The sequence below is a fragment of the Shewanella waksmanii genome, assembly GCF_043643685.1.
Lineage (GTDB): Bacteria > Pseudomonadota > Gammaproteobacteria > Enterobacterales > Shewanellaceae > Shewanella > Shewanella waksmanii_A.
The window spans coordinates 345,158-366,022 of record NZ_JBHZSN010000002.1; the positions used below are offsets into that span (position 1 = coordinate 345,158).

13 protein-coding genes are annotated in these 20,865 nt (G+C 44.9%); 3 read left to right on the forward strand and 10 right to left on the reverse strand.

What is annotated here, in order from left to right; all coding sequences use genetic code 11:
• Positions 1 to 5: 5 nt before the first annotated feature.
• Positions 6 to 1,217, reverse strand: a complete 1,212-nt coding sequence (locus tag ACHUFW_RS04365; RefSeq protein ID WP_394200893.1) for a PP2C family protein-serine/threonine phosphatase — start codon at positions 1,215 to 1,217, stop codon at positions 6 to 8.
• 297 nt (positions 1,218 to 1,514) lie between these two features.
• Here ACHUFW_RS04365 and ACHUFW_RS04370 point away from each other — a divergent pair, with 297 nt between their 5' ends.
• Genes ACHUFW_RS04370 through ACHUFW_RS04380 form a run of 3 tightly spaced genes read left to right on the forward strand, consistent with a single transcriptional unit; the run spans position 1,515 to position 7,357 of the window.
• Complete coding sequence (locus tag ACHUFW_RS04370) at positions 1,515 to 2,399, forward strand: phosphate/phosphite/phosphonate ABC transporter substrate-binding protein (protein WP_394200895.1); 885 nt, start codon at positions 1,515 to 1,517, stop codon at positions 2,397 to 2,399.
• 1 nt (position 2,400) lies between these two features.
• Positions 2,401 to 5,835, forward strand: coding sequence for a PAS domain S-box protein (locus ACHUFW_RS04375; RefSeq protein ID WP_394200897.1), 3,435 nt, complete (start codon positions 2,401 to 2,403; stop codon positions 5,833 to 5,835).
• Between the two features lie 16 nt (positions 5,836 to 5,851).
• Entirely contained in the window at positions 5,852 to 7,357 is a 1,506-nt protein-coding gene (locus tag ACHUFW_RS04380; RefSeq protein ID WP_394200898.1) for a sigma-54-dependent transcriptional regulator, read from the forward strand.
• A gap of 79 nt (positions 7,358 to 7,436) precedes the next feature.
• Here ACHUFW_RS04380 and ACHUFW_RS04385 read toward each other — a convergent pair whose 3' ends face one another.
• From ACHUFW_RS04385 to ACHUFW_RS04425, 9 genes are all read right to left on the reverse strand, one after another.
• Positions 7,437 to 8,903, reverse strand: a complete 1,467-nt coding sequence (locus ACHUFW_RS04385) for a capsule assembly Wzi family protein (RefSeq protein ID WP_394200899.1) — start codon at positions 8,901 to 8,903, stop codon at positions 7,437 to 7,439.
• 406 nt (positions 8,904 to 9,309) lie between these two features.
• Positions 9,310 to 10,038 (reverse strand): DUF6445 family protein, encoded by a 729-nt coding sequence (locus ACHUFW_RS04390; RefSeq protein ID WP_394200901.1) that lies wholly within the window; start codon positions 10,036 to 10,038, stop codon positions 9,310 to 9,312.
• Positions 10,039 to 10,095: 57 nt separating this feature from the next.
• Positions 10,096 to 11,589 carry a tryptophan halogenase family protein gene (locus ACHUFW_RS04395; RefSeq protein WP_394200903.1) on the reverse strand — a complete coding sequence of 498 codons (1,494 nt, stop codon included), beginning with the start codon at positions 11,587 to 11,589 and terminating at the stop codon, positions 10,096 to 10,098.
• A gap of 54 nt (positions 11,590 to 11,643) precedes the next feature.
• Positions 11,644 to 12,660 carry a cupin-like domain-containing protein gene (locus tag ACHUFW_RS04400; RefSeq protein WP_394200905.1) on the reverse strand — a complete coding sequence of 339 codons (1,017 nt, stop codon included), beginning with the start codon at positions 12,658 to 12,660 and terminating at the stop codon, positions 11,644 to 11,646.
• Positions 12,661 to 12,684: 24 nt separating this feature from the next.
• Positions 12,685 to 13,422 (reverse strand): SapC family protein, encoded by a 738-nt coding sequence (locus ACHUFW_RS04405; protein ID WP_394200907.1) that lies wholly within the window; start codon positions 13,420 to 13,422, stop codon positions 12,685 to 12,687.
• Between the two features lie 53 nt (positions 13,423 to 13,475).
• Complete coding sequence (locus tag ACHUFW_RS04410) at positions 13,476 to 15,029, reverse strand: tryptophan halogenase family protein (protein WP_394200909.1); 1,554 nt, start codon at positions 15,027 to 15,029, stop codon at positions 13,476 to 13,478.
• Positions 15,030 to 15,161: 132 nt separating this feature from the next.
• Positions 15,162 to 18,152 carry a TonB-dependent receptor gene (locus ACHUFW_RS04415; protein WP_394200910.1) on the reverse strand — a complete coding sequence of 997 codons (2,991 nt, stop codon included), beginning with the start codon at positions 18,150 to 18,152 and terminating at the stop codon, positions 15,162 to 15,164.
• A gap of 346 nt (positions 18,153 to 18,498) precedes the next feature.
• Entirely contained in the window at positions 18,499 to 19,497 is a 999-nt protein-coding gene (locus ACHUFW_RS04420) for a LacI family DNA-binding transcriptional regulator (RefSeq protein ID WP_394200911.1), read from the reverse strand.
• A 32-nt stretch (positions 19,498 to 19,529) separates the two neighbouring features.
• Positions 19,530 to 20,861 carry a glycoside-pentoside-hexuronide (GPH):cation symporter gene (locus tag ACHUFW_RS04425; protein ID WP_394200913.1) on the reverse strand — a complete coding sequence of 444 codons (1,332 nt, stop codon included), beginning with the start codon at positions 20,859 to 20,861 and terminating at the stop codon, positions 19,530 to 19,532.
• Positions 20,862 to 20,865 lie beyond the last annotated feature (4 nt).

Below are 20,865 nucleotides of genomic sequence, written 5' to 3' on the forward strand. Positions count from 1 at the left end.
GATAGCTATCCAGCTTGTGACTGTCTTTGGCGTGAATGGGTTGAAATTATCATCATTGAAATATCATCTTGAATGTTGTTTTGCTGCCACAGGCTGACTGCATGGCGTAAATGGCTCAGCAGATGCTTAGGTGACAATTTAACGGCTTGCTGGCAAAGGCGTTTAACCCTTGCTAAGCCAAACTCGCCGTATTTAGGGTGTTGGCATTCATATAAGCCGTCTGAAAAAAGCATTAAGTTATCGCTTTGCTGCAGCTTAAAGGTATCGAAGTGATAGCGGGTGCCGGCTTTTACCCCAATAGGGAGTTGGTTATCCAATGGCGGATGACTAACGCCGTGTTGATTGATGACAATGGCACGAGGATGACCCGCATTAGTCATTCGGCACTCGCCTGTTAGCGTGTTGGCGATACCAATAGACAGGGTGGCAAATCGCCCCAGATCTTCTGGATCAGAAAAGTCATTATTCAAGTTTTGCGCAATAATGGCTGGGTCATAGCTGTCCCAAGGACATTGTGGACTACTCAGTTGTTGGGCTAACGTAAAGCTTTGCATTGCAGCGGCAATGCCGTGCCCTGTGACATCTAGCAAGTAAAAACCTAAGTGGGTTTCATCTATTTCAAAGCATTGAAATATGTCGCCAGCCAGCTCTTGGGCTGGTTGAAACATAGAGGCAATGGACCAATTGGCCAACGTTTGGTTGTTGTCAGGTAATAATGAGCGTTGTAATAGGCAAGCGGAATGTAAGTCTGCGCGTATTTGTTGAAGGTAAGCTTTTTCTTTAATGAGATTATCTGCTAGTTGCTCATTTTGAGTACTTAAGGTGAGTTGTTGATGAATGATTCTTTCTGCGGCTAATAAACGTACTTTTAAAATGGCCGGGTTAAACGGTTTAGTCAGAAAGTCATCAGCACCTGCCTCTATACCTTCGACCGTGTGTTTGGCCTGATTGTTACCCGTTAATAAGATGATGTAGGGGGCATTAGGTTGTTGTTTCACCAATCTGGCAAGTTGCGGCCCAGACATGCCCGGCATGCACCAATCACTGATCACAATATCGTAATGTTGGCGACGGATTTGTGCCAATGCTTGCTCTGCACAGCTGCAAGTTGAAACATTAAAACCGAGTGCGCTAACAACATGTTTGATGTAATACATATCTGTTGGACTGTCTTCAACAAGCAGTAATGTTAGTGAGCTAATCGTGTTTGATTCCATTGTCTGCTACCTAATATGAACAGGTGATGGCAGTAATCATTCAACACTCGTGCCAAAACAGTGATTGTGTAGTTATCTTTTTTAAAATCATTACGTTAGATTTTTGGTGCTTTATTTCATTGATTCATCGCAGGTGATTTAGTTGCAAAATGCAAATCGCTAATTCATAGTGAGAATTATCAGTTTATGTACTATATATAATTGATATTGGTCGTTTTATTTAAATAACTAATCAGTAGTGTTAGATAAAACACATGAAGAAACGGATAGCGCAAGAACCAATAAAAGGATGTGCTGATGAAGCAGATTTATACGCTTTTACTGGGGTTAGCTTGGTTATTACTCATCCCTATGGTGATCGCCGGCGATATTGGTGATGTCGATAGCCGTGATGAAGGTAACCCACATAGCGATAAACCCACGATTGTGTTTGGCGTCGTACCTCAGCAAGCCGCTAGTACGTTGGCCAGAAAGTGGTCTCCTTTGCTCAATGAGCTTTCCCAGCGTCTGCCTTATCAATTGCAATTTGCAACAGCCCCAGATATTCCTACATTTGAACAACGACTAGCCCAAGGCCTTTATGACGTTGCCTATATGAACCCTTATCACTATGTGGTCTTTCACGAGCCACCAACGGATTATGTCGCCTTAGCCAAAGAGCGGGATAAAAAGCTGGCAGGGATTATCGTGGTACAAAAACAGTCGCCAATAACCGACATATCCCAACTTGCAGGTCAAACTATCGCATTTCCTGCGCCGGCCGCTTTTGCGGCCAGTGTGATCCCTAGAGCTAGCTTAAAGCAAGCGAAGATAGACATCGCGAGTAAATATGTTGGCTCCCATGACTCGGTATACCTTGCGGTATCACAAGGCTTAGTGAGTGCTGGTGGTGGTGTCGGGCGCACTTTTAATAACATGCCGCAATCGGTGCGGGACCAGCTTCGGATTTTGTGGAAAACCGATGGCTATACTCCCCATGCATTTGCTACCCATCCACGTATATCAATTGAGCAGCGACAATCACTGTTAAATGCCTTGTTGGATATTGGTCGTGATGATCACACAGCAAGTTTGTTAAAGAGCTTGGACTTTCGCTCCTTAGAAGCTGCAAATGATAGTGATTGGGATGATGTGCGGGCACTTTCTCTTGGCGAACTATCACAACCATTACAAGGGCAATAGTATGTCGTTTCGGCTAAAAACAGTGCTTGGTATTGCCTTGATTGAAGGTGCGCTGTTGATGTTACTGGTCTACACCAGTATCAACTATTTAAAACAAGCCAATGAAACAGAAGTCGAACGCCGGGCCCATGTCATTGGCGAGTTATTTGCGGTGGCAACAAAAGATGCGGTGATTAGCAGTGATATTTCAACATTGCAGGAGCTGAGTCAGGAGCTGATTGATAAAACCGGTGTTCAGCAAGTCAAGGTCTATGACCGTCACAATTTGCTTTATCAATCAAATACGCCTAAGCAAAATCTCACCGAGACAACGGAAGATAAACTGCAAGATAGGGTATTGCATGTCAGTGCCCAAGTGTCAGAAGGTGATTATCATTTTGGTCGAGTTGAGCTGACATTAACTAGCAGTGGATTTGGCGCATTTATCGATGATGCTCGGCAACATATATTGTCTATTGCCGCCTTGGAAATGGGCCTAGTGGCTTTATTTTCTTGGTTGCTAGGCATGTATCTGACCCGTAATTTACGCACCCTGAAAAAAGCGGCTAATCGGATACTTGCAGGCGAGAAAGGCGTTACTGTACCGGTTCATAACCGTGATGAGATTGGTCAGGTTGCCCATGTATTTAACGAGATGGTACAAACTGTTGATGCCAATCAAACGGCGTTGGAAAACGCCAATATCCAATTAACCACCATATTAGGTACCGCAATCGATGGCTTTGTGATCATTAATACAGACGGCGTGATCACCGAAGCAAATCAAGCGTTATTGCAGCGCTTTGGTTACCAAGAGTCTGAACTTATTGGTAAAAGGGCCTCCATGTTAACCCCTTCGGTAAGCCGACTTGAGTCTGAACATAGCCTACAGCAGTTTATCGCGTCATCGCGACAGCGTTTGAGCGTGAAGCCCCAAGAGGTGATAGCGCAAACCAAACGTGGCGCCCAATTCCCCATTCAATTAACAATTTCAAAAATGGTGATAAACGGACAGACTTGTTTGCTTGGCCTCGTTAAAGATCTTACCGAGGTGAAAAAATCCGAGCAGGCTGCGCAGCGGGTTGAGTCAATATTATTAGCGACCTTAGAGGCAAGTCACGATGCATTGATCACCATTGATATTACCGGCAAGATTGAGCAGTTTAATGACGCAGCTAGCATGTTGTTTGGTTATGCGCCTAAGAAAGCTATCGGTGAATTGATGGGAGATCTGCTGTTTTGTGACGGTGTCAGGGCCGAATTTAACCAAGGCCTGCAGGAATATCGTTTAACTGGTGATGGCCCGGCGATTAAAAAGAATGTGATGTTAACGGCGAAACGTTCTAATGGCAGTACGTTACCGATAGAGTTGAGGATGGTGCCGGTTCAGTTAGGTGATGAGGTGTTACTCACAGCGTATTTGCACGATGTATCTAGTCGAATTGAATACCAGCAACAACTGACTACAGCCAAAGAGCTCGCAGAGGCGGGCAGTTTAGCTAAATCTCGCTTTTTAGCGACCATGAGTCATGAAATTCGCTCGCCACTTAATGCTGTATTAGGCAGTGTTGATCTGATGCTTGAATCATCACTGAATCAGGAGCAGCGAATATACGCCAATACCGCCAAAGAGGCCGGTACTGCATTACTCAGTACCATTAATGACATATTGGACTTCTCTAAAATTGAGGCAGGGCAGATGTCGCTGCAGGTACAGGCCTTTAGCCCAGCAGATGTCGTTGCGCAGGTACTGCAAATTTTAGCGCCTAAAGCCCATATTAAAGCGGTACAGCTAGGTTCTTTTATCAATCGCAATGTGCCTGATAGCCTAGTTGGCGATCAACAAAAGTTACGTCAAGTTCTGCATAATTTAGTGGACAATGCCATCAAGTTTTCTGATAGCGGTTGTATTTCGGTAGAGATGTGGATCCCCGATAGTCATGTTGAGGAATGCGAGCTGTTTTGCTCGGTCACGGACCAAGGTATCGGCGTTAGCCAAGCTGCACAAAGCAAGCTATTTAAAGAGTTCAGCCAAGTACATGATACTCATAGCACTAACTACGCCGGTACGGGCCTTGGTTTGGCAATTTGTAATGAACTGGTGAGCTTGATGGGAGGAGAGATAACCTTAACCAGTCAACTCGGCCATGGCGCCTGTTTTCGTTTTAACGTAGCCATGCGCCGCAATCCAGATACCACTAATATTCCGTATCAAGTGCCTGCTCATTGCCGAGTACTTTTGGTGCATCCTAATGAAACTTATAGCCAATTAGTACGTAAACAGTACAACCAATACGGGGTACAAACGCAGTTGATATCATCGCTTAAAGAGGTGGTCGAAGGAGATTTAATCCGTGGGCGTTTTAATCTGATCTTAATCGATGATAGCTGTTTGGTAGACCTTAGTAGCCAAGCTGTTGAACTGTTAAAGCGTGATTTTTTGTTTGACGATGGCTTGCTGGCGGTCATGTTGTCTGCATTGGCATCGCAACAAATTGAGCATTTGAAAGCGATTGAAGTGGCGCAGTTTGTCAATAAGCCCCTTAGCCGAGAAATATTATTAGGTCTTCTTAGTGCAGAAGGGCCTTTAGCGACAGCAAACAATGAGAGCTTAGAAAAAGTGCTGACTCCCAGTGATCAAGGCGTGCGCTTATTACTTGCCGAAGATAGCCCATCAAATCAAATTGTGGCAGGGGCGATGTTGACCAAAATGGGATATGAAGTTGACTATGCTAACAATGGTATAGAAGCAGTAGAGATGGCGGCACAACGCCCCTATGGGCTAATCTTAATGGACATGCGTATGCCACGAATGGATGGATTGCAGGCAGCACAGCAAATTTTGCTAACGCAACCGCAAAGCGTGATTATTGCAATGACTGCCAATGTACAGCAAGAAGATAAGGACCAGTGTTTTGATGCGGGTATGAAAGATTTCGTGGCCAAACCCGTTAATCGTATTCAAATGCTCACAACGGTGCAGAAGTGGTTGGCAATGGACGCTACGCCGGAACTGGATGAAGCTGACTCGGATAGTGAGCCCAAGGCTGCTAGACTTGAATCAATACAGGATGTTAATCGTGAAACTGAGCAGGCAAAATCGATGACAGAAAATCAAGATTTGATTGATGGGCAAGTGATCTCTGAGCTAGAGTCAGTATTAGGCGCCGACTCTTTGCATGAGATGATGACGGTATTTATTGCCGAAACTGAGCAACGATTGCTAGATATTAAGAATTTGATGACGACAGAGGATAATCGTGCCATTGCCGATGAAGCGCATACATTAAAAAGCAGTGCTGGGAGTTTTGGGGCATTGCCGCTGTTTGAGTCCGCTAAACAATTAGAGCATATGGCGCAGTCTACCGCCGTTGCCCAAATGCAGTCACAAATTGAGCATACACTTACTTTAGGTGTGAAAACCTGTAAACAACTTAAGCAAAAATTTGCACAGTAATCTGGGATACATTGATATGGAAATAGCAGCAAATTTTACCGCCTTACTGGTCGAAGACAGCCTATCTTTAGGCGCGCTTTATACCGAATATTTGCGCAATGAAGGTGCAAGAGTCACCCAGGTTAATCATGGTGCAGATGCCTTGAGTGAGCTGGAAGCTTGGCAACCTGATTTGTTAGTGCTGGATATTAAGTTGCCTGATATGTCAGGGATGGAGATATTGGAAAAGTCCCAGGCTCGATACCCTGATACGATTGTGGTGATGATCACCGCCCATGGATCTATTGATATTGCCGTTGACGCGATGCGCCTCGGTGCATTTGATTTTCTGGTAAAACCATTTGATGCCAAACGTTTATCTATTACGGTACGAAATGCCCTTAAGCAGCGGCAACTGGTCAGTTTAGTGACCAATTATGAGCGCAGTTTACCCAAAGCAAACTACATGGGCTTTATTGGTGACTCTCTAGCGATGCAAACCGTGTATAAAACCATAGATTGTGTGGCAAATAGTAAAGCCTCGGTTTTTATTGTTGGGGAGAGTGGCACAGGTAAAGAGGTATGTGCTCACGCCATTCATCACGCTGGTCAACGCAAAGATAAACCGTTTATCGCGTTAAACTGTGCATCGATACCTAAAGATCTGATTGAAAGTGAGATATTTGGTCATACAAAGGGGGCCTTTACGGGGGCTGTAGCCAATCGCGATGGCGCGGCCAGTCGAGCCAATGGCGGTACGCTATTTCTCGATGAAATATGTGAAATGGATTTAGAACTACAAAGTAAATTGCTGCGCTTTATTCAAACCGGCGTACTTCAAAAGGTGGGTGGCACCAAGGAAGAAAGTGTCGACGTGCGATTTGTGAGCGCCACAAACCGCTCGCCATGGGAAGAGGTCAAGCAAGGGCGTTTTCGTGAAGACTTGTTCTACCGTCTGCATGTTATTCCCATTGAGTTACCGCCCCTAAAAGCCCGCGGTAATGACGTGTTACTGTTGGCTGAAAAATTGTTGCTTGAATACAGCAATGAAGAAGGTAAGCCATTTAAAGGCTTTAAAGACGAGGTTAAACAAGCATTATTACGCTATGACTGGCCAGGTAATGTGCGGCAGCTGCAAAACACAATTAGGCAAATGGTGGTGTTGAATCAAGGGGATTACATTGACAGCACTATGTTACCGCCGCAAATAAGTCAAACAGGTGCAGCCCCAGTGGTAAGTTCGATACCTCTGCCGGGCAAAGTTAAAACAGATGGAGCTTCAACGGGCATGACTTCGACGGACGTGAACGCAACGGGCGCTGCGGTGAGTAATGAATCAAGTATGCCAGTAGACAATGTTGTAGCTGATGAGGAAATTATTCCGTTATGGCAGTCAGAGAAGCGTACGATTGAAGCTGCAATAGCTCAATGTGACGGTAATGTGCCTAAAGCTGCGGCCTTATTAGATATTAGTGCGTCAACCATTTATCGAAAAAGGCAGAGCTGGGAAGAGATGGAAAAAGCTGCTGTGCAGTCAATTTAACCCCAATTGACGCAATACACCCATCTCACTATATCAGTGGCTGTATTGCGTCCTATTTTAGTGTGATAACGCGAATGATTTAAATCGGACGTTCCCAGACCGCATACAGTGTTCCATCCCAATCATTTCCGCCAGCATGAACAAACTCACTGTAGCTTAGGGTTCCGCCGACTTTTAATGTACCGCTAAAAAACGGACGATGATAACTGCTGTCTAGCTGATACACTCGCTCATACTCACCAGGCGAAACTGGATTGCCGCCAGTAGCATAAGGCACATCGGTGCCATCGGTATTTAATCTTAGCCAACGGAACTTATTGGTTAAGGTTTGGCCATTGCCTAATTGGGTGATCCCACCAATAACTAACGCTTCTGAGTCATTATCGTAGGTACTGCCAAGGCTTTTTCCATAGTAACGGTAGCCAGAGCGGTAAAACTCGTGTTCATACATGCAGTTGTAGATATTAGGATCGACACCACAAGCGACTTTGGTATCAGAGTATTCGATAAACATGCGAGTCTGCAGTGGGGCGATAAAGAAATCCACACCACCTAAATTAGCCGCGTTAATTAGCTTGTTTTTGCCATTATGATAGTCTTCGTGAATACGCTCGTAGTATATCCCGTAAGGAATACCAAAGGCGGTATCTGACCAGCGAAAATCGTAGCCTGCCAGCATGTTTTCTTGACCATTTTCTAGATCAGATTCCGTTCCACCACCATTGAATAGTCCATCCCACCAATCACTCAGGCTATTACCGTATCCTTCGCCACCCCATTGCATGGTCCATGAGAAACCAATTTCCAGCTTTTCTATCGGCCGCAGCGTACCACGGGCGCCCCAGTGTTTAGTATCAGGGACATAGCGGTCGCTTTCCATTTGGCTAAATGCTGTGGTAAATGTCCAAGGACCAATCCAGCTTAGCCAAGGCGTTTCAAAGCCTTGGCTATTATTGCGGCTAAAGGTTATTCCCGGCATAGGGCGGGCATTGGTTGTCTGAATCAATCCGGTGTCCCAGCCCGGCCCCCAGTATTTTTGCTGGGCGCCGTAACTAACAATCCAGTTGCCGAGCATAACCGCTGCAAAGCTGTTATCTAAACGAGCACTATTGCCGTCAATAGGATCGTAATGATAGCTCGCTTCCACTCTGCCGCTAAACCAATCTTGGGTCACTTCTGCTTTGACACTGGTTTCGGCTTTGTCGCGATAATCATGACCAAAGCCAATAAAGCGGGCATTATCTGTTGCTGCGGCTAGGCTGATTTCGGCATTGAAACCTTGGTGGTCTCGCTGGTGGGCACCGATGACCCGCTGATAAGCGGCTTGCTGCATAGGGCTAAGCTTTTCAAAATCTGCGGCATCTAAATCATGTTTGATGCCACTCCACATTAGCGGGTAGGTATTAATAGGTTGAACGATGACACCTGTGTCAGCTAGCAGTTGAATATCTGCGCGTAATGCGAGATCGTTTGGTTCTATCCACCAAGATGCATGTGCGGTATGTGAGCCGATAAGTAGTAAGCCTGCTAGCAGTGGTTTTTTCATAATCCCCCCTAAAAATGAAGCGAACATTTTAAGGGGTTTACCTAGAAAAAAAAGCAAAATAATCACTTGGTTAATGTTTATTTTGACTTTTATTAGCCGACTAATATGAGTTGTTTTATTGCTGTTGGTTTTATGTGAGCTGTATGGTGGTTATGCAGCTTTTTTTGTTACCAGTTTTTTTTGTTACCAGCTATTTTTGGTAGCTATGTAGTGCTCACGACCAACATGTTCTAGTTATTTTATACTGGTGGCTGCTTTATTTTGACAGCGTTAATGGCTATTAACGCTTATACAAATAGCTTGTGGCATTAGCAAAGTTAGCAATGGGCACTAAAGTCTATTCGCTGTTTTGATCGGTTTTAGCTAAAGATAGTGTTTTAGCTTAAGTATTGCTTCAAGCAAGCGATTAAGCCTTACTAAAATCGATAAAAATATTGGCGGTTAAACGACCTGTTTGTGGATCTGCATCAATATCGTGCTGTGCATCAACTAATACGCTATGCAGTAAATTGCCTGGGTAGATAACCAGCCGATTAGCACGATATGGGATCTGCTGATATAGATAGTATTGATCGTCGCTAGCGATAAAATACCCCGGTTTAGGTTGACCATTAATATTGATGTGCTGCTGTGCGGCACTAAAGTATGTGTCACTGCGTTTAGGATTAATGCGCTCAAACCCAGTTGGCACATGCCTAAAGAGTCCTGTGTCACCGTGAGGGCCGTCATTAAGGTAATGGAGCACGGCAAAATAATAGGGGTTGAGAGTATCGAAATGCGGCATCCGTTGCAGTGCTTGTAGCTCTTGCGGCTGGTGGCTTATCAACGAAAAGCAATAATTTTGGGGTTGCAACTGCCGCTGACGCGGGATGTTATAAACATCATATATCATTTGGTAAATCGCATTGAGTACCGCAATGACATAGGGTTTGGGTAAGGGAGTCCTTACTCCTGGATAATAAGAGCTTTCATCGTGATTAAAAGCGCCATGCTCAATAGCAAAGCGCTTAATAGTCTCGGGGTTGATGAAAAAGTCATCGAGGATTATCACCGGTGTCTGTTCTTGTCCGACTTTAATTACTTGATGACTAAACTTTGGATTGACTTCAAATTGTTGCAACTGCTTTGATTGCACATTTACTCCCAACGCCGGCTCAAACCGGTGAAATACCCACTATATCGCTCATGACCATTACACATTGGCTGCTTTGCAATAGTGTTGAATAAAATCATAATGATCGGGGAAATTATCAACCTGCTTAGAGACATTGCCTTTTATTGTGCTTAAGAAGTGTTCAAGTTCTGCATCAGACATGGTATCAACGATTGGATGATATTGCTCTGGCATTAACCCTTGTCCAAGCATGACTTGAACCCATGAGCTTTCGCCAAAGAGTTCTCCGTCTTTTTTAAACATACGTGCGGCAGCTTTAAAATGCGCCATACGATGCCTAAGCGAGTCGGGTATATCCATGTTTTTACAATAGCGCCAAAAGGGCGTGTCTTCACGTTCAGTGAGGTGATAGTGCAAAATAATAAAGTCGCGAATGTTGTCACATTCAAATTTAGTTTGGGCGTTAAATTCATCAATATCAGTTTGGTTAATGCCGTTCAACGGGAACATTTGTAACAGACGAATAATACCTCGTTGAAATAGATGAATACCGGTAGATTCAAGCGGTTCAATAAAACCGCTTGCCAGGCCAATGGCAATACAGTTTTTGTTCCAGTGCTTCTTACGGGTGCCTGTTTGATATCGGATGACCCTCGGCTCATTAAGCGGCTCGCCATCAATATTAGCGAGTAGCTGCACTTTGGCTTCCTCTTCGCTCATGTAGTGGCTGCAATAGACAAGCCCATTGCCGGTACGATTTTGCAGGGGAATACGCCACTGCCAACCTGCATCCCGGGCAATTGAGCGGGTGTAAGGAACTTGTTTAGTGGTGCAGTCAGTTTGAACCGCAATAGCCCGGTCGCACGGTAGCCAGTGTCCCCAGTCTTCATAACCTGTGTGCAGTGCCTGATCGATTAGCAGGCCTCTAAAGCCGGTACAGTCGATAAATAAATCACCTTTGACCGTATGACCATTTTCCAATTCGATTGCGGTAATATGGCCCGATTCATTGTCTAATAATACGTTGTTAATTTTGCCTTCCACGCGCTGACAACCATGGGTGAAGGCAATGTTTTTTAGGTACTTAGCATACAACCCTGCATCGAGATGGTAAGCGTGATTTAAATCTCTGCTGGGTAATACCGCAAATCTTCCACGGCGGGCTGCTAGGTGCTCGGTACAGTAATCTCCAATTTCAGATGCGATACCACGCTGCTGTCCTTTTACCCAAAAACTGGTAAATCCTGTTGCCCAACAATCCTTGCCTAAATAGCCGAAGGAGTGGATATATTTATCCTGACCATTTTTCCAGTGTTCAAATGAAATCCCAAGCTTGAAGGTGGCATTGGTCGCTGCCATAAATTCTTGCTCGTTAATCCCTAGTAAGCGATGAAAAATATGTAAAGTGGGAATGGTCGCTTCACCGACACCTACCGTTGGGATCTGATCTGACTCGATTAAGGTCACTTCAATGGCTTTGCCAAGCAACTTAGATAACGAAGCTGCAGCCATCCAGCCAGCAGTGCCGCCGCCAGCAATGACAACTTTTTTGATTTTTTTTGGTTGCTGCATACTTTGTACCTCTAGTTATTCGCTTGTTGGCTGCTGATGCCATAGTGGCGTAGGTTATCGTTTTAGTTGATTCAGCAGTTCGGCTCTCAATTGCCGAGCGTTTTGTTCATTCATGGGTTTAGCTAATATTCCCTGCGCTTCAGGCTTAATATGTTGATTGTTGTCATCATCATGATCAAAGACATAATGAGCAAAGATAGCTTGCCAAGCTTGGCGCTGATCTTTTGGTAAGTTTCTTAAACTTAAAATGGCATGGTTTAATGCAGACTCCGGTCTACCCATAAAGGCCTCACTATTACGCCACCAATGGGTAATAAGGATATTGAGCGCGGCAAAGCCTTGTACATGATGCCACCACATGCTGGGGATAAATAGGGCGTCACCCGCTTCAAGCTCGACTATACGAGCGGCCTCAACAGCCCGTTTAAAGCGAGGAAACTGTTGATAATCGGGGGCATCAAAATCAACCATACTTATACTTTGACCACCAGGTGCATGTTCTAAAGGTCCCGGGTATAGGTTGCTGACTTGCTCGGGCGGAAACAAGGTAAAACGACGCTTGCCTGAGACACAACAAGCTAAGTTAAGTGGGAAGTCATAATGGGCTGCGATTTTACTTTGATTGCCAATCCAGATGTTAGTCAGTGGTAAAGTCTCGCCGAAATCTACATGATTATTTTCGCTGAAGCTTGGTAGATATTGCTGTACGTTGGACGAGCCAATATACATGGTGGGCGCGTGGGGATTTTTTGCTTGAGACAAAATCCGCTCAAGCACCATCGGCATGGGGACTTTGCTAGCCGAATAGTTAAAGCCAGTGTGGTGTTCATCGTAGAATATACGGCCGTTAGCTTCACTTGGAGCGAGGTAGGCCGTCATTGGCTGACCACTATAATGGCTGGTTAAGTATTCGCAGATACGCTGATCGGAATGCTTGGCTGCCTTAATCGCAGGCCAATGCTCACAAAACCCTCTTAATACCAAAGGTTCGCTGGCATTAGCTAAACTAGGTGGAAAAACACCCGGGATAAAGTCTTGGTATTGTTCCACTTGCCGAGTGATGTTAAGCATTGATCCCCCTTAACCCCATGTCGTTTAGCTTTGAAGTTCAGGACTTAGCGCATTTTTGCGATTAAGCAGTTCACGAATATTATTTTGCGACGCGATCATCATATAAATAGCCTGTAAAAAGCCACTTTGATGCAGCTGGGCAATAACATCGGCGTCTAATTCGTTAAGAACATCCTCATTGATGGTATAAAAGCCAATCATTTGATGTTGTGCACCCGAATCTAGTGTGACTTCTAGGGTAAAGGGTTCGAGCAAGTCATGTGCAAGCAAGGTTGCCGTAAATGCCTTACTTTCTTCAAGTCCATGGTGAATTGCTTCTAGCATGTCTGCTGCATTATCCAAAAATTCACTGTTGCCACCGTATTCTAAAAACAGGGCTTCGCCTTTTTCGGTGTTGACTCTGGGGTTATCCATATCAATGTGTAACACGCGCTGCTCAACTTCGACACCATCTTCAATGCCGGTGCGCTTGCCAATTAAAAATGGCTGGCGTTGTACCGTTAGCGGAATATAAGAAACCGTCCATTTTCCTTGGTCAATGAACAGGTTTTCTTTATCTTTAAAGCCAAATAATGCAACAGCGTAAAACTCACCTGTGGTGGGATCTTTTTGATAAAAAATGGGGTAGTGTGCTTGCACACTGCGGTATTCAGCCGGGAAGGTAAGGGCATACCAGATATTGTCACCGTATTCGGCGCTGCGCTCGGTGATCACCTTGAGGTCTTTATGATCAACGCTATTGAGAAGAAGGGTGTTGGCCATGTTAACTCCAGTTTGTTGTCATTTATTGTTGTAAACTCGCGAGTAAATAACTGCTATTTAGCGCGGGCTAACCCATGTTGTTTTATTTGTTCAAGCAATGTTCTATTGCTACTAAGATGTTGCTGTAATTGTCTGCCTTTGGCGACATTTTGATTAAATAAGTGCGCCGCTTGTTCGCTCAGAGATTGGCGTTGACGTTGCGGCATCTTAGTGTTGAATCCCATGCCGTAAAGAATGTACTGAAAGCTTGCAGCAGGAAACAGCTCTTCAGTATGGTGCGTATCCCAGTGATAAGGGAAATGGTATTGCCATAGCGCCAACTGTTGCTGCAGATGGGCAGGAATCGTGTTGCGCTCACAATTGTCTATCCAGTAGTCACTGTCACTGCGTTTTGTCAGTACATAGTGTAATTTGAGAAATTCGATAATGCGTTGCCAGCGGTAATCAAAACTCGCGTTAAAGCGCTCGGCAATGATATCCATAACTTGACGATTAGCAGGCATTTGTTCGGCAAGCATTTTGGCAGAGAGCTCTACCATGGCGATGGCAGAGGCTTCAAGCGGCTCAATAAATCCAGCAGCCATGCCTATTGCCACACAATTTCGATGCCAAAACTTTGCTCGATGACCAGGGGTAAATTGCAGATGCCTAGTGGCAACTTGCTGTGCTGCTTGCTCACCAATACTTTTAGTCAAATATTGCCTTAAGCTGGTTTCTGCCTGCTCAGCATCACAATGTGCACTAGAGAAGGTATAACCGACACCACGGCGAGAAGGCAGACCAATATCCCATATCCAGCCGGCGGTTTGCGCTGTGGAGTGGGTAAAAGAAGCGATGGGGTCGTGTTCATTGACATAGGGCACTTGTGCGGCGATGGCACTGTTATTAAACAACACATGATCTTGCTTAACCAATTCAATACCAAAGTGCTGGCCAAGCAATAATGATTGCATGCCGCTGCAATCGATAAACAGATCGCCAGTGATATCTTGCTGGGTATCTGTTGTAACTGAAGCGATATCGCCGCTGTCATCACTATTAATTTTGACGACATCTGCGATGATCTGTTTAACGCCCAACTTGTTAATGCAGTGGGCTTGCAGGCATTGGCCAAACTTGCCCGCATCGAGGTGGTAACCGTAGTTTAATGCAAAGCCATACTCTTCAGTGTTGAGCATTTTAGGCGCAAGACCTAATGCGGCAATTTTACCTTGGGGGCAAACTGCGTCAGCAAAACTGACTTGGTCTCGAAAAGGCTGCCAATATTCGGCTAAATTGATCTGTTGAAATCCAGCGGGGGGAGTAAAAGGGTGGTAATAACTGTCTTGGCCATTTTGCCAGCCATGAAAAACTGAGCCTTGCTTAAAGCTCGCGTCACATTGCTGCAGAAAATCAGTTTCACTCAGGCCAATTTTTTGCAACGTTGCTCGCATCGAAGGCCAAGTGCCTTCACCCACACCAATCGGCGGTACGGTGGCTGATTCAATGAGCGTTATGGTGATCCCTTGAGAATTAGAAGCATTAAACTGCGCTGCTAACACGCCCGCAGTTAACCAACCTGCGCTGCCGCCGCCAACAATCACAATATGATTCAATGCACTTTTCATACAACCTAGCCTGAAGCCGTTAGGGTAACAATTTCAATGGTAAATGATTTTAGTTAACAGCCTGTAGCCGCTAACTGAAATGATTTAACAATAAGGTAACGCCCATTGCAGGGCGCTACCAGTATTTTTTAGTTAAAAGGTGTATCGTGCACCTAAGCTATACCTAGCACCTGTTTGAGTATAGTTAAGTACCTGATTGGTTGAACGGCCGTGAACACGTGTTTTCTCATCGGTGATATTTAATCCTTCAAAGAATACCGTTAAGCCTTCAATAGCAGCGATATCGTAGCTAACGTTGAAGTCAACTTGCGAATACGCTTCGGTATATTGTGGGTTAGCACCCGTATCTTGACCGGTTGAATTTAGGAACTCATCACGCCAGTTATAAGCTAAACGTGCTTGGAAGCCATAATTCTCATACATCAAGATGGCATTAGCTGTATCACTGATACCAACAATCACGTCCTGACTGACATCACCCTCTCGGTTCAAGTTGGTATTGTCATAGGTGCTATCTGAATCCACTTTGGTGTAGTTTGCTTGAACACCAAAACCGGTATCGCCAAAGAAATGCTGAATTGCTATTTCCCAACCGTCGATCACAGAGCTACGGTTACTGTTTGTTGGTGAGTTAATCAAGAAGTTGACAGCAGGGTCACCAGGATTACCAGTGATCTCAATATTACCATTGTCAGGGTTAATCGTTACGTTTGGATCGGTAGCGCCATAAGTTGCATAGATCCATTCACGCTGCTGAATTGCCGTGGTAGCGCCTGCTGCAATCGCTTCTTGTACATAGGCACCATTGGTTGGATCAGGAATGTTAAATACCGTTGAGTTGGTAACATTACTGGCAATAAAGTTAGTGACGTCTTTTCTAAAGTAACCGACTGAAACATAGCTGACGTCGTCATAGTACCATTCAGCTGAAAGGTCATAGTTGGTTGACTCAAGAGGTAACAAGCTTGGGTTACCTGCATCACCACTACCACCGCCACGGTTACCTAGTGCGCCTACAGAAGTACCACCTTGGATAGAGGTGTAGTCTGGACGGCCAATGGTTTCGCCGTAAGCTGCACGAAGTATTACATCGTCAACAATTTCGATATTGAAGTTGATGTTTGGTAGGTAATAATCATATTCACCCTTTTGGGTTAACAAGACCTGTTGGCCAGTTCCTTCATAGGCAACTTCTGTTTCTGCAATCCAAGTCGCTGAATTATATTCAGGTACTGCAGAGCGAGATTCAACATCTGTTTTCTCATAACGAAGACCGACATGAACATCAAATGGTCGCTCGAACATTTCGCCTTCATAGTTATATTGAATGTAGGCTGATTGCGACTTCTCTTCAGTGTATCTATCTGTTCCACCAGGACGTAGGTAGTCTGTTGATGGACAGAAACCATTACCACAATCGCCAATATCGGTTGAACCATAAAGCTCAGCGGCGCGGGCACGAACGGCTTCAAAGTCCCAGAAGAACATTGTATTGAGTATATCTGTAGAAGCAGGTCCCTGATAATCAGAGAAGTCACCTTTAGAGCCATCTAACTTGTCGTGGATGGTGTCTGCAGGGAACCAAGCAGGGTCTAGATCACCGGCTTGGCCAACACCGCCCCAGTCGTTACGCTGAACGTTGATCTGTTGGGTACGGTTATTGACATTGGTCATCGCGATACCAAAATCAATGCTACCCATCTCATCGGTTTCGAATGTACCGTTAATTTGCAGCTGGTCGATCTCTGAGCGATTAACTTCATTACTAAATGTTGAACCGGTGACGCGCATGTCTTCTGGGCGTACGCTATTGCCTGCACCAACGGCAAGCATTGGAATATCACCAGTAAAGTCAGTGGCTGCGCTGGTTCGAATGAAAGCGGCAGTACTTAGGTTTGCGTTACTACCATTGGCATGATTTGGACTGCGTTCAGCAGTTGATGAATGGTAATCTAGGTTAAGTGATAGATTCTCTGATACATCCCAATCTAGGTTAAAGCCTAATGAACCACTTTCATCACGTGTCCCATACTCACCCGCTGCCATTGATAAATCGGCAGGGCCATCGCCATACACCTCTGAATAGACGAGTGGTGATGATACCGGACCATCGCTCCAAGTGCTGTATTGCGTCGGTACGAAGTTAAACCAAGCAGACACATCTTGATGTTGTTGGTCAACATCGTTTTGCATCATGGTGTAATCAAGCGTCGCACGAATCGAATCAGTAGGTTGATACTGCAATACTAGCTGGCCGTTTAAACGGGTACGTTGTTGTTCTTCAAAGCGGTAAATTGTGGTTTGAGGAACACTATAAACATCGTCATCACCAGGACGGTTAATCTGGTTTTCATCTTTTGGTACGCCGCCCCATTCAGCATTGTTGCCTCCCCAATCTTGGTCGACAATACCTGGGTAACTACGCCAACCGGTACCCACTTGTGCTTGTTGGTTACCACTTTCACGTTTTTGATAGCTGGCCGAAATCGATACGCCAAACTTGTCATCAGCAAAAGTGTTTGAATATAAGCCGGAAAACTCTGGTGTCACACTGCCTTTATCTGTTGAGGTATCATCAACAGCTTTCGCACCAAATGTCGCTTTTAACCCCGGAGAACTCAATGGACGGTGGGTAAGAACATTAATGGTCGCACCCATACCACCCGTTGAATTTTTAGCTTGGCTGGTTTTTTGTACTTCAACGGCACTGACAGATTCTGATGCAATATTGGCAAAATCAAATGAACGCGAACCGGTAGTAACCGGCATTTGACGACCGTTTAACATCACTAAGTTTTGATCTGGGCCAAAACCACGCACGGTCACTCGGCTTCCTTCACCGTTTTGACGGTCAATAGAAACACCCGTAATACGTTGTAAAGATTCTGCTAGGTTACTGTCTGGGAATTTACCGATATCTTCAGCGTTAATAGCATCGACGATACCGTCGGAGCTGCGCTTTAAGTCCATTGATTTAATTAAACTACCGCGAATACCTTTTACTGCGATAACTTCGATGTCTTCATTTTGTTCTTCAGCGTAGACAGGGTTTAGTACCGTGGCGCTCAATGCGAGCGACAAGCTGGTAGCTATCCTTGTTCTTTTAAACAGTGTTTGCTGCATTTCCATCTCTCCCCGGGAAATAGTGAAACTCTCGTTTTCTTCAATTTTATGTAAGCGCTTACAAGTACCGCTAAAAAAATGAGGTCTTATAATCTTTTTAAAATTTGTAAGCGCTTACACAAAGCTAGATTAATTCGCTTGTTTGGTCAACAAAAATATCACTTTTATGCAACATTTTTATCCAGGTGAATGCGGGCGGGTGTTGCAAGTTGTTGTTTTTAATTGTTATTTTTGTTGTTTGGCTTTTCTGGAAATGATGGAATTGTATTATAAGATTGTGTCTTTCCCCGTGAGGTTTTTACGTTCACGGGGACCTGTTTGGTATTTGGAATAATCGACTTGCTAATTAGTGCTGGCTAATTGAATCTCGTAAGACTAGCTTAGGGTCGAAAATGTTGCTCAGGTTCTCTTGGGGGGACTGATAACACTGTTTAAGGACCATCTTTGCTGCCATGTGGCCCATTTCTGCGATGGGGTAGTCAACGGAAGAAAGTTTAGGAAACATATAGTTAGCTAGCACATTATTGTCAAAACCCATAACGGACATTTCATTCGGCATTGACAGGCCAACAGTGCGAACCGCATCCATGGCGCCAGACGCCATCTCATCGTTTGCACAAACGACAGCGCTAAAAGATTGTTGGGTTTTGTGTAGGGCTAAAAAACCTTGAGAGCCGCTTTCCTCGCGATAGTCACCTTCATACACCAGTTGTTCATGGAAAGTGAGGTTATGCTCTTCTAAGGCGCGTTTATGGCCGTGAAGACGGTTTTGGGCATCTTCTTTCCAAGAGGGGCCAGCAATATAGGCAATGTCTTTGTGGCCTTGGTCAATGACCGCTTTGGTGGCGATGTAACCACCAAGTTCATTATTTAAGTGGACACAGCGGTCTTCGATCTGCTCTATGTAACGGTTGATCAGTACCACTGGCACCGGGCCTTGACATAGTTCGATAAGGTATTCATCGGACACGGCTTCAACATGCAGAATGAGCGCATCACATCGACGGCTAATAAGAAACTCTATGCCTTCTTTTTCGAGTTGTTCTTCGCTGTGGCCTGCGGCAATAATAACGTGTTTATGCGCAACTCTAAACTCAGCTTCAATGCCGCTCATCATTGAGCCATAGAAGTGACCTCTAAGCTCAGACACTAACACGCCAACACTATTGGAGCAGTTTGAAGCGAGTGACTGTGCGATGGCATTGGGACGGTAGCCAAGTTGAGCCATGGCATCAAGCACTTTCTTTTCTGTTTTTTCGCTCACTTTAGCGTTTTTGTTCATTACGCGTGAGACAGTGGCTAATGAAACGCCAGCCAATACAGACACATCATAAATTGTCGCCATATGCTTCCTTTTCTAGCAGCATTTGTTGCTTGTTAATTTGCTGCTTTGGCCGTAAATGCTAAATGAATTTGTTCTATTTTCTTACTCGTTAGGGTGTAGCGAGTCATAATCATTGCCGCTATCAAAGAGCCGAGAGCTGGGAACAAGGTAAAAGAGTACAAAATGCCTTGTTGTGTTTGCTCACTTTGCACCGTATCGGCTTGATAGCCATAATAAGCTAGTGCCCATCCAGCGATAGCACCACCAAGTGCAATCCCTAACTTGATGAAAAGTATCACAGTAGAATAAACCATACCAGAGAGTCGGATACCTATTTTCCACTGACCATAGTCGATGGTATCTGCCATCATCGCCCATAATAATGGTGTGGCCATATCAAGTAAAAACTTCCATACAAAAAATGCGATGCAAGCGAGTATGGTTTGCTCTGGTGCGATGAGTATGGCACCGGCGCAGACAGCAACGGCCAGCAGTTGTAGGCTGATATAGGCTTTAATCTTGCAAACATATTTGGCTAAAGTTTGTGAAAATGCGCAACCTAACATGCTGCCTATCATGCCGATTGTCATAAATGGAGTAATTAAGTCTTCCCTGAGTAAAATATACTTCACATAGTAAACGGCAAGGGTGATTTTTAGGACTTGTCCGGTCAGTAAAAACAGGCCAGCAAGGCATAGTAATCTTGCTTGATCGTTTTGCCAAAGTAGCTTGAGGCCATCAATAAAGTGGTGTTTGTGTTCGCCACTGACTTGGACACGTTCTTTAGTGCCTGCAAAGCACACTAAGAAAAATACGACTCCCATGGTGCTCATTGCAGCCATAGTGAGCTGATAACCTTTGGCCTTATCTCCTTGGCCAAACCACTCAACCATCGGCATCGTGCATGCTGCAACAAATACACCGCCAAGCATCGCCAACACAAAACGGTATGACTGAATGGAGACGCGCTCTTTGGGGTCAACAGTCAGTGCACCACCTAAGGCGCAGTAGGGGATATTGATGGCGGTATAGGCCAGCATAAGTAGCGTGTAGGTGACAAAGGCATATATCAGTTTCTGGTTTTCGGCAATATCTGGGGTGGTAAACGCCAGTACACTGATCAAACCAAAGGGTATCGCTAGCCATAGCAAAAACGGACGAAATTGTCCCCATTTACTGCGGGTACGGTCGGCCAAGTTGCCCATGATAGGGTCGGTGATAGCATCAAAAATTCGCACAATAAGAAACATGGTGCCGACAGCTTCTGGCGGCAGGCCGACAACATCGGTGTAATAGATAAGTAGGAACATCATCACGGTTTGAAAAATGATGTTGCTAGCTGTGTCACCTAATCCATAAGCGAGTTTTTCTTTTACTGAAATCATTATG

Coding starts and splice junctions, on each gene's coding strand:
- ACHUFW_RS04415 (WP_394200910.1), bottom strand. CDS start 18,152: ATGCAGCAAACACTGTTTAAAAGAACAAGGATAGCTACCAGCTTGTCG.
- ACHUFW_RS04380 (WP_394200898.1), top strand. CDS start 5,852: ATGGAAATAGCAGCAAATTTTACCGCCTTACTGGTCGAAGACAGCCTA.
- ACHUFW_RS04395 (WP_394200903.1), bottom strand. CDS start 11,589: ATGCAGCAACCAAAAAAAATCAAAAAAGTTGTCATTGCTGGCGGCGGC.
- ACHUFW_RS04425 (WP_394200913.1), bottom strand. CDS start 20,861: ATGATTTCAGTAAAAGAAAAACTCGCTTATGGATTAGGTGACACAGCT.
- ACHUFW_RS04375 (WP_394200897.1), top strand. CDS start 2,401: ATGTCGTTTCGGCTAAAAACAGTGCTTGGTATTGCCTTGATTGAAGGT.
- ACHUFW_RS04405 (WP_394200907.1), bottom strand. CDS start 13,422: ATGGCCAACACCCTTCTTCTCAATAGCGTTGATCATAAAGACCTCAAG.
- ACHUFW_RS04365 (WP_394200893.1), bottom strand. CDS start 1,217: ATGGAATCAAACACGATTAGCTCACTAACATTACTGCTTGTTGAAGAC.
- ACHUFW_RS04385 (WP_394200899.1), bottom strand. CDS start 8,903: ATGAAAAAACCACTGCTAGCAGGCTTACTACTTATCGGCTCACATACC.
- ACHUFW_RS04410 (WP_394200909.1), bottom strand. CDS start 15,029: ATGAAAAGTGCATTGAATCATATTGTGATTGTTGGCGGCGGCAGCGCA.
- ACHUFW_RS04400 (WP_394200905.1), bottom strand. CDS start 12,660: ATGCTTAACATCACTCGGCAAGTGGAACAATACCAAGACTTTATCCCG.
- ACHUFW_RS04370 (WP_394200895.1), top strand. CDS start 1,515: ATGAAGCAGATTTATACGCTTTTACTGGGGTTAGCTTGGTTATTACTC.
- ACHUFW_RS04420 (WP_394200911.1), bottom strand. CDS start 19,497: ATGGCGACAATTTATGATGTGTCTGTATTGGCTGGCGTTTCATTAGCC.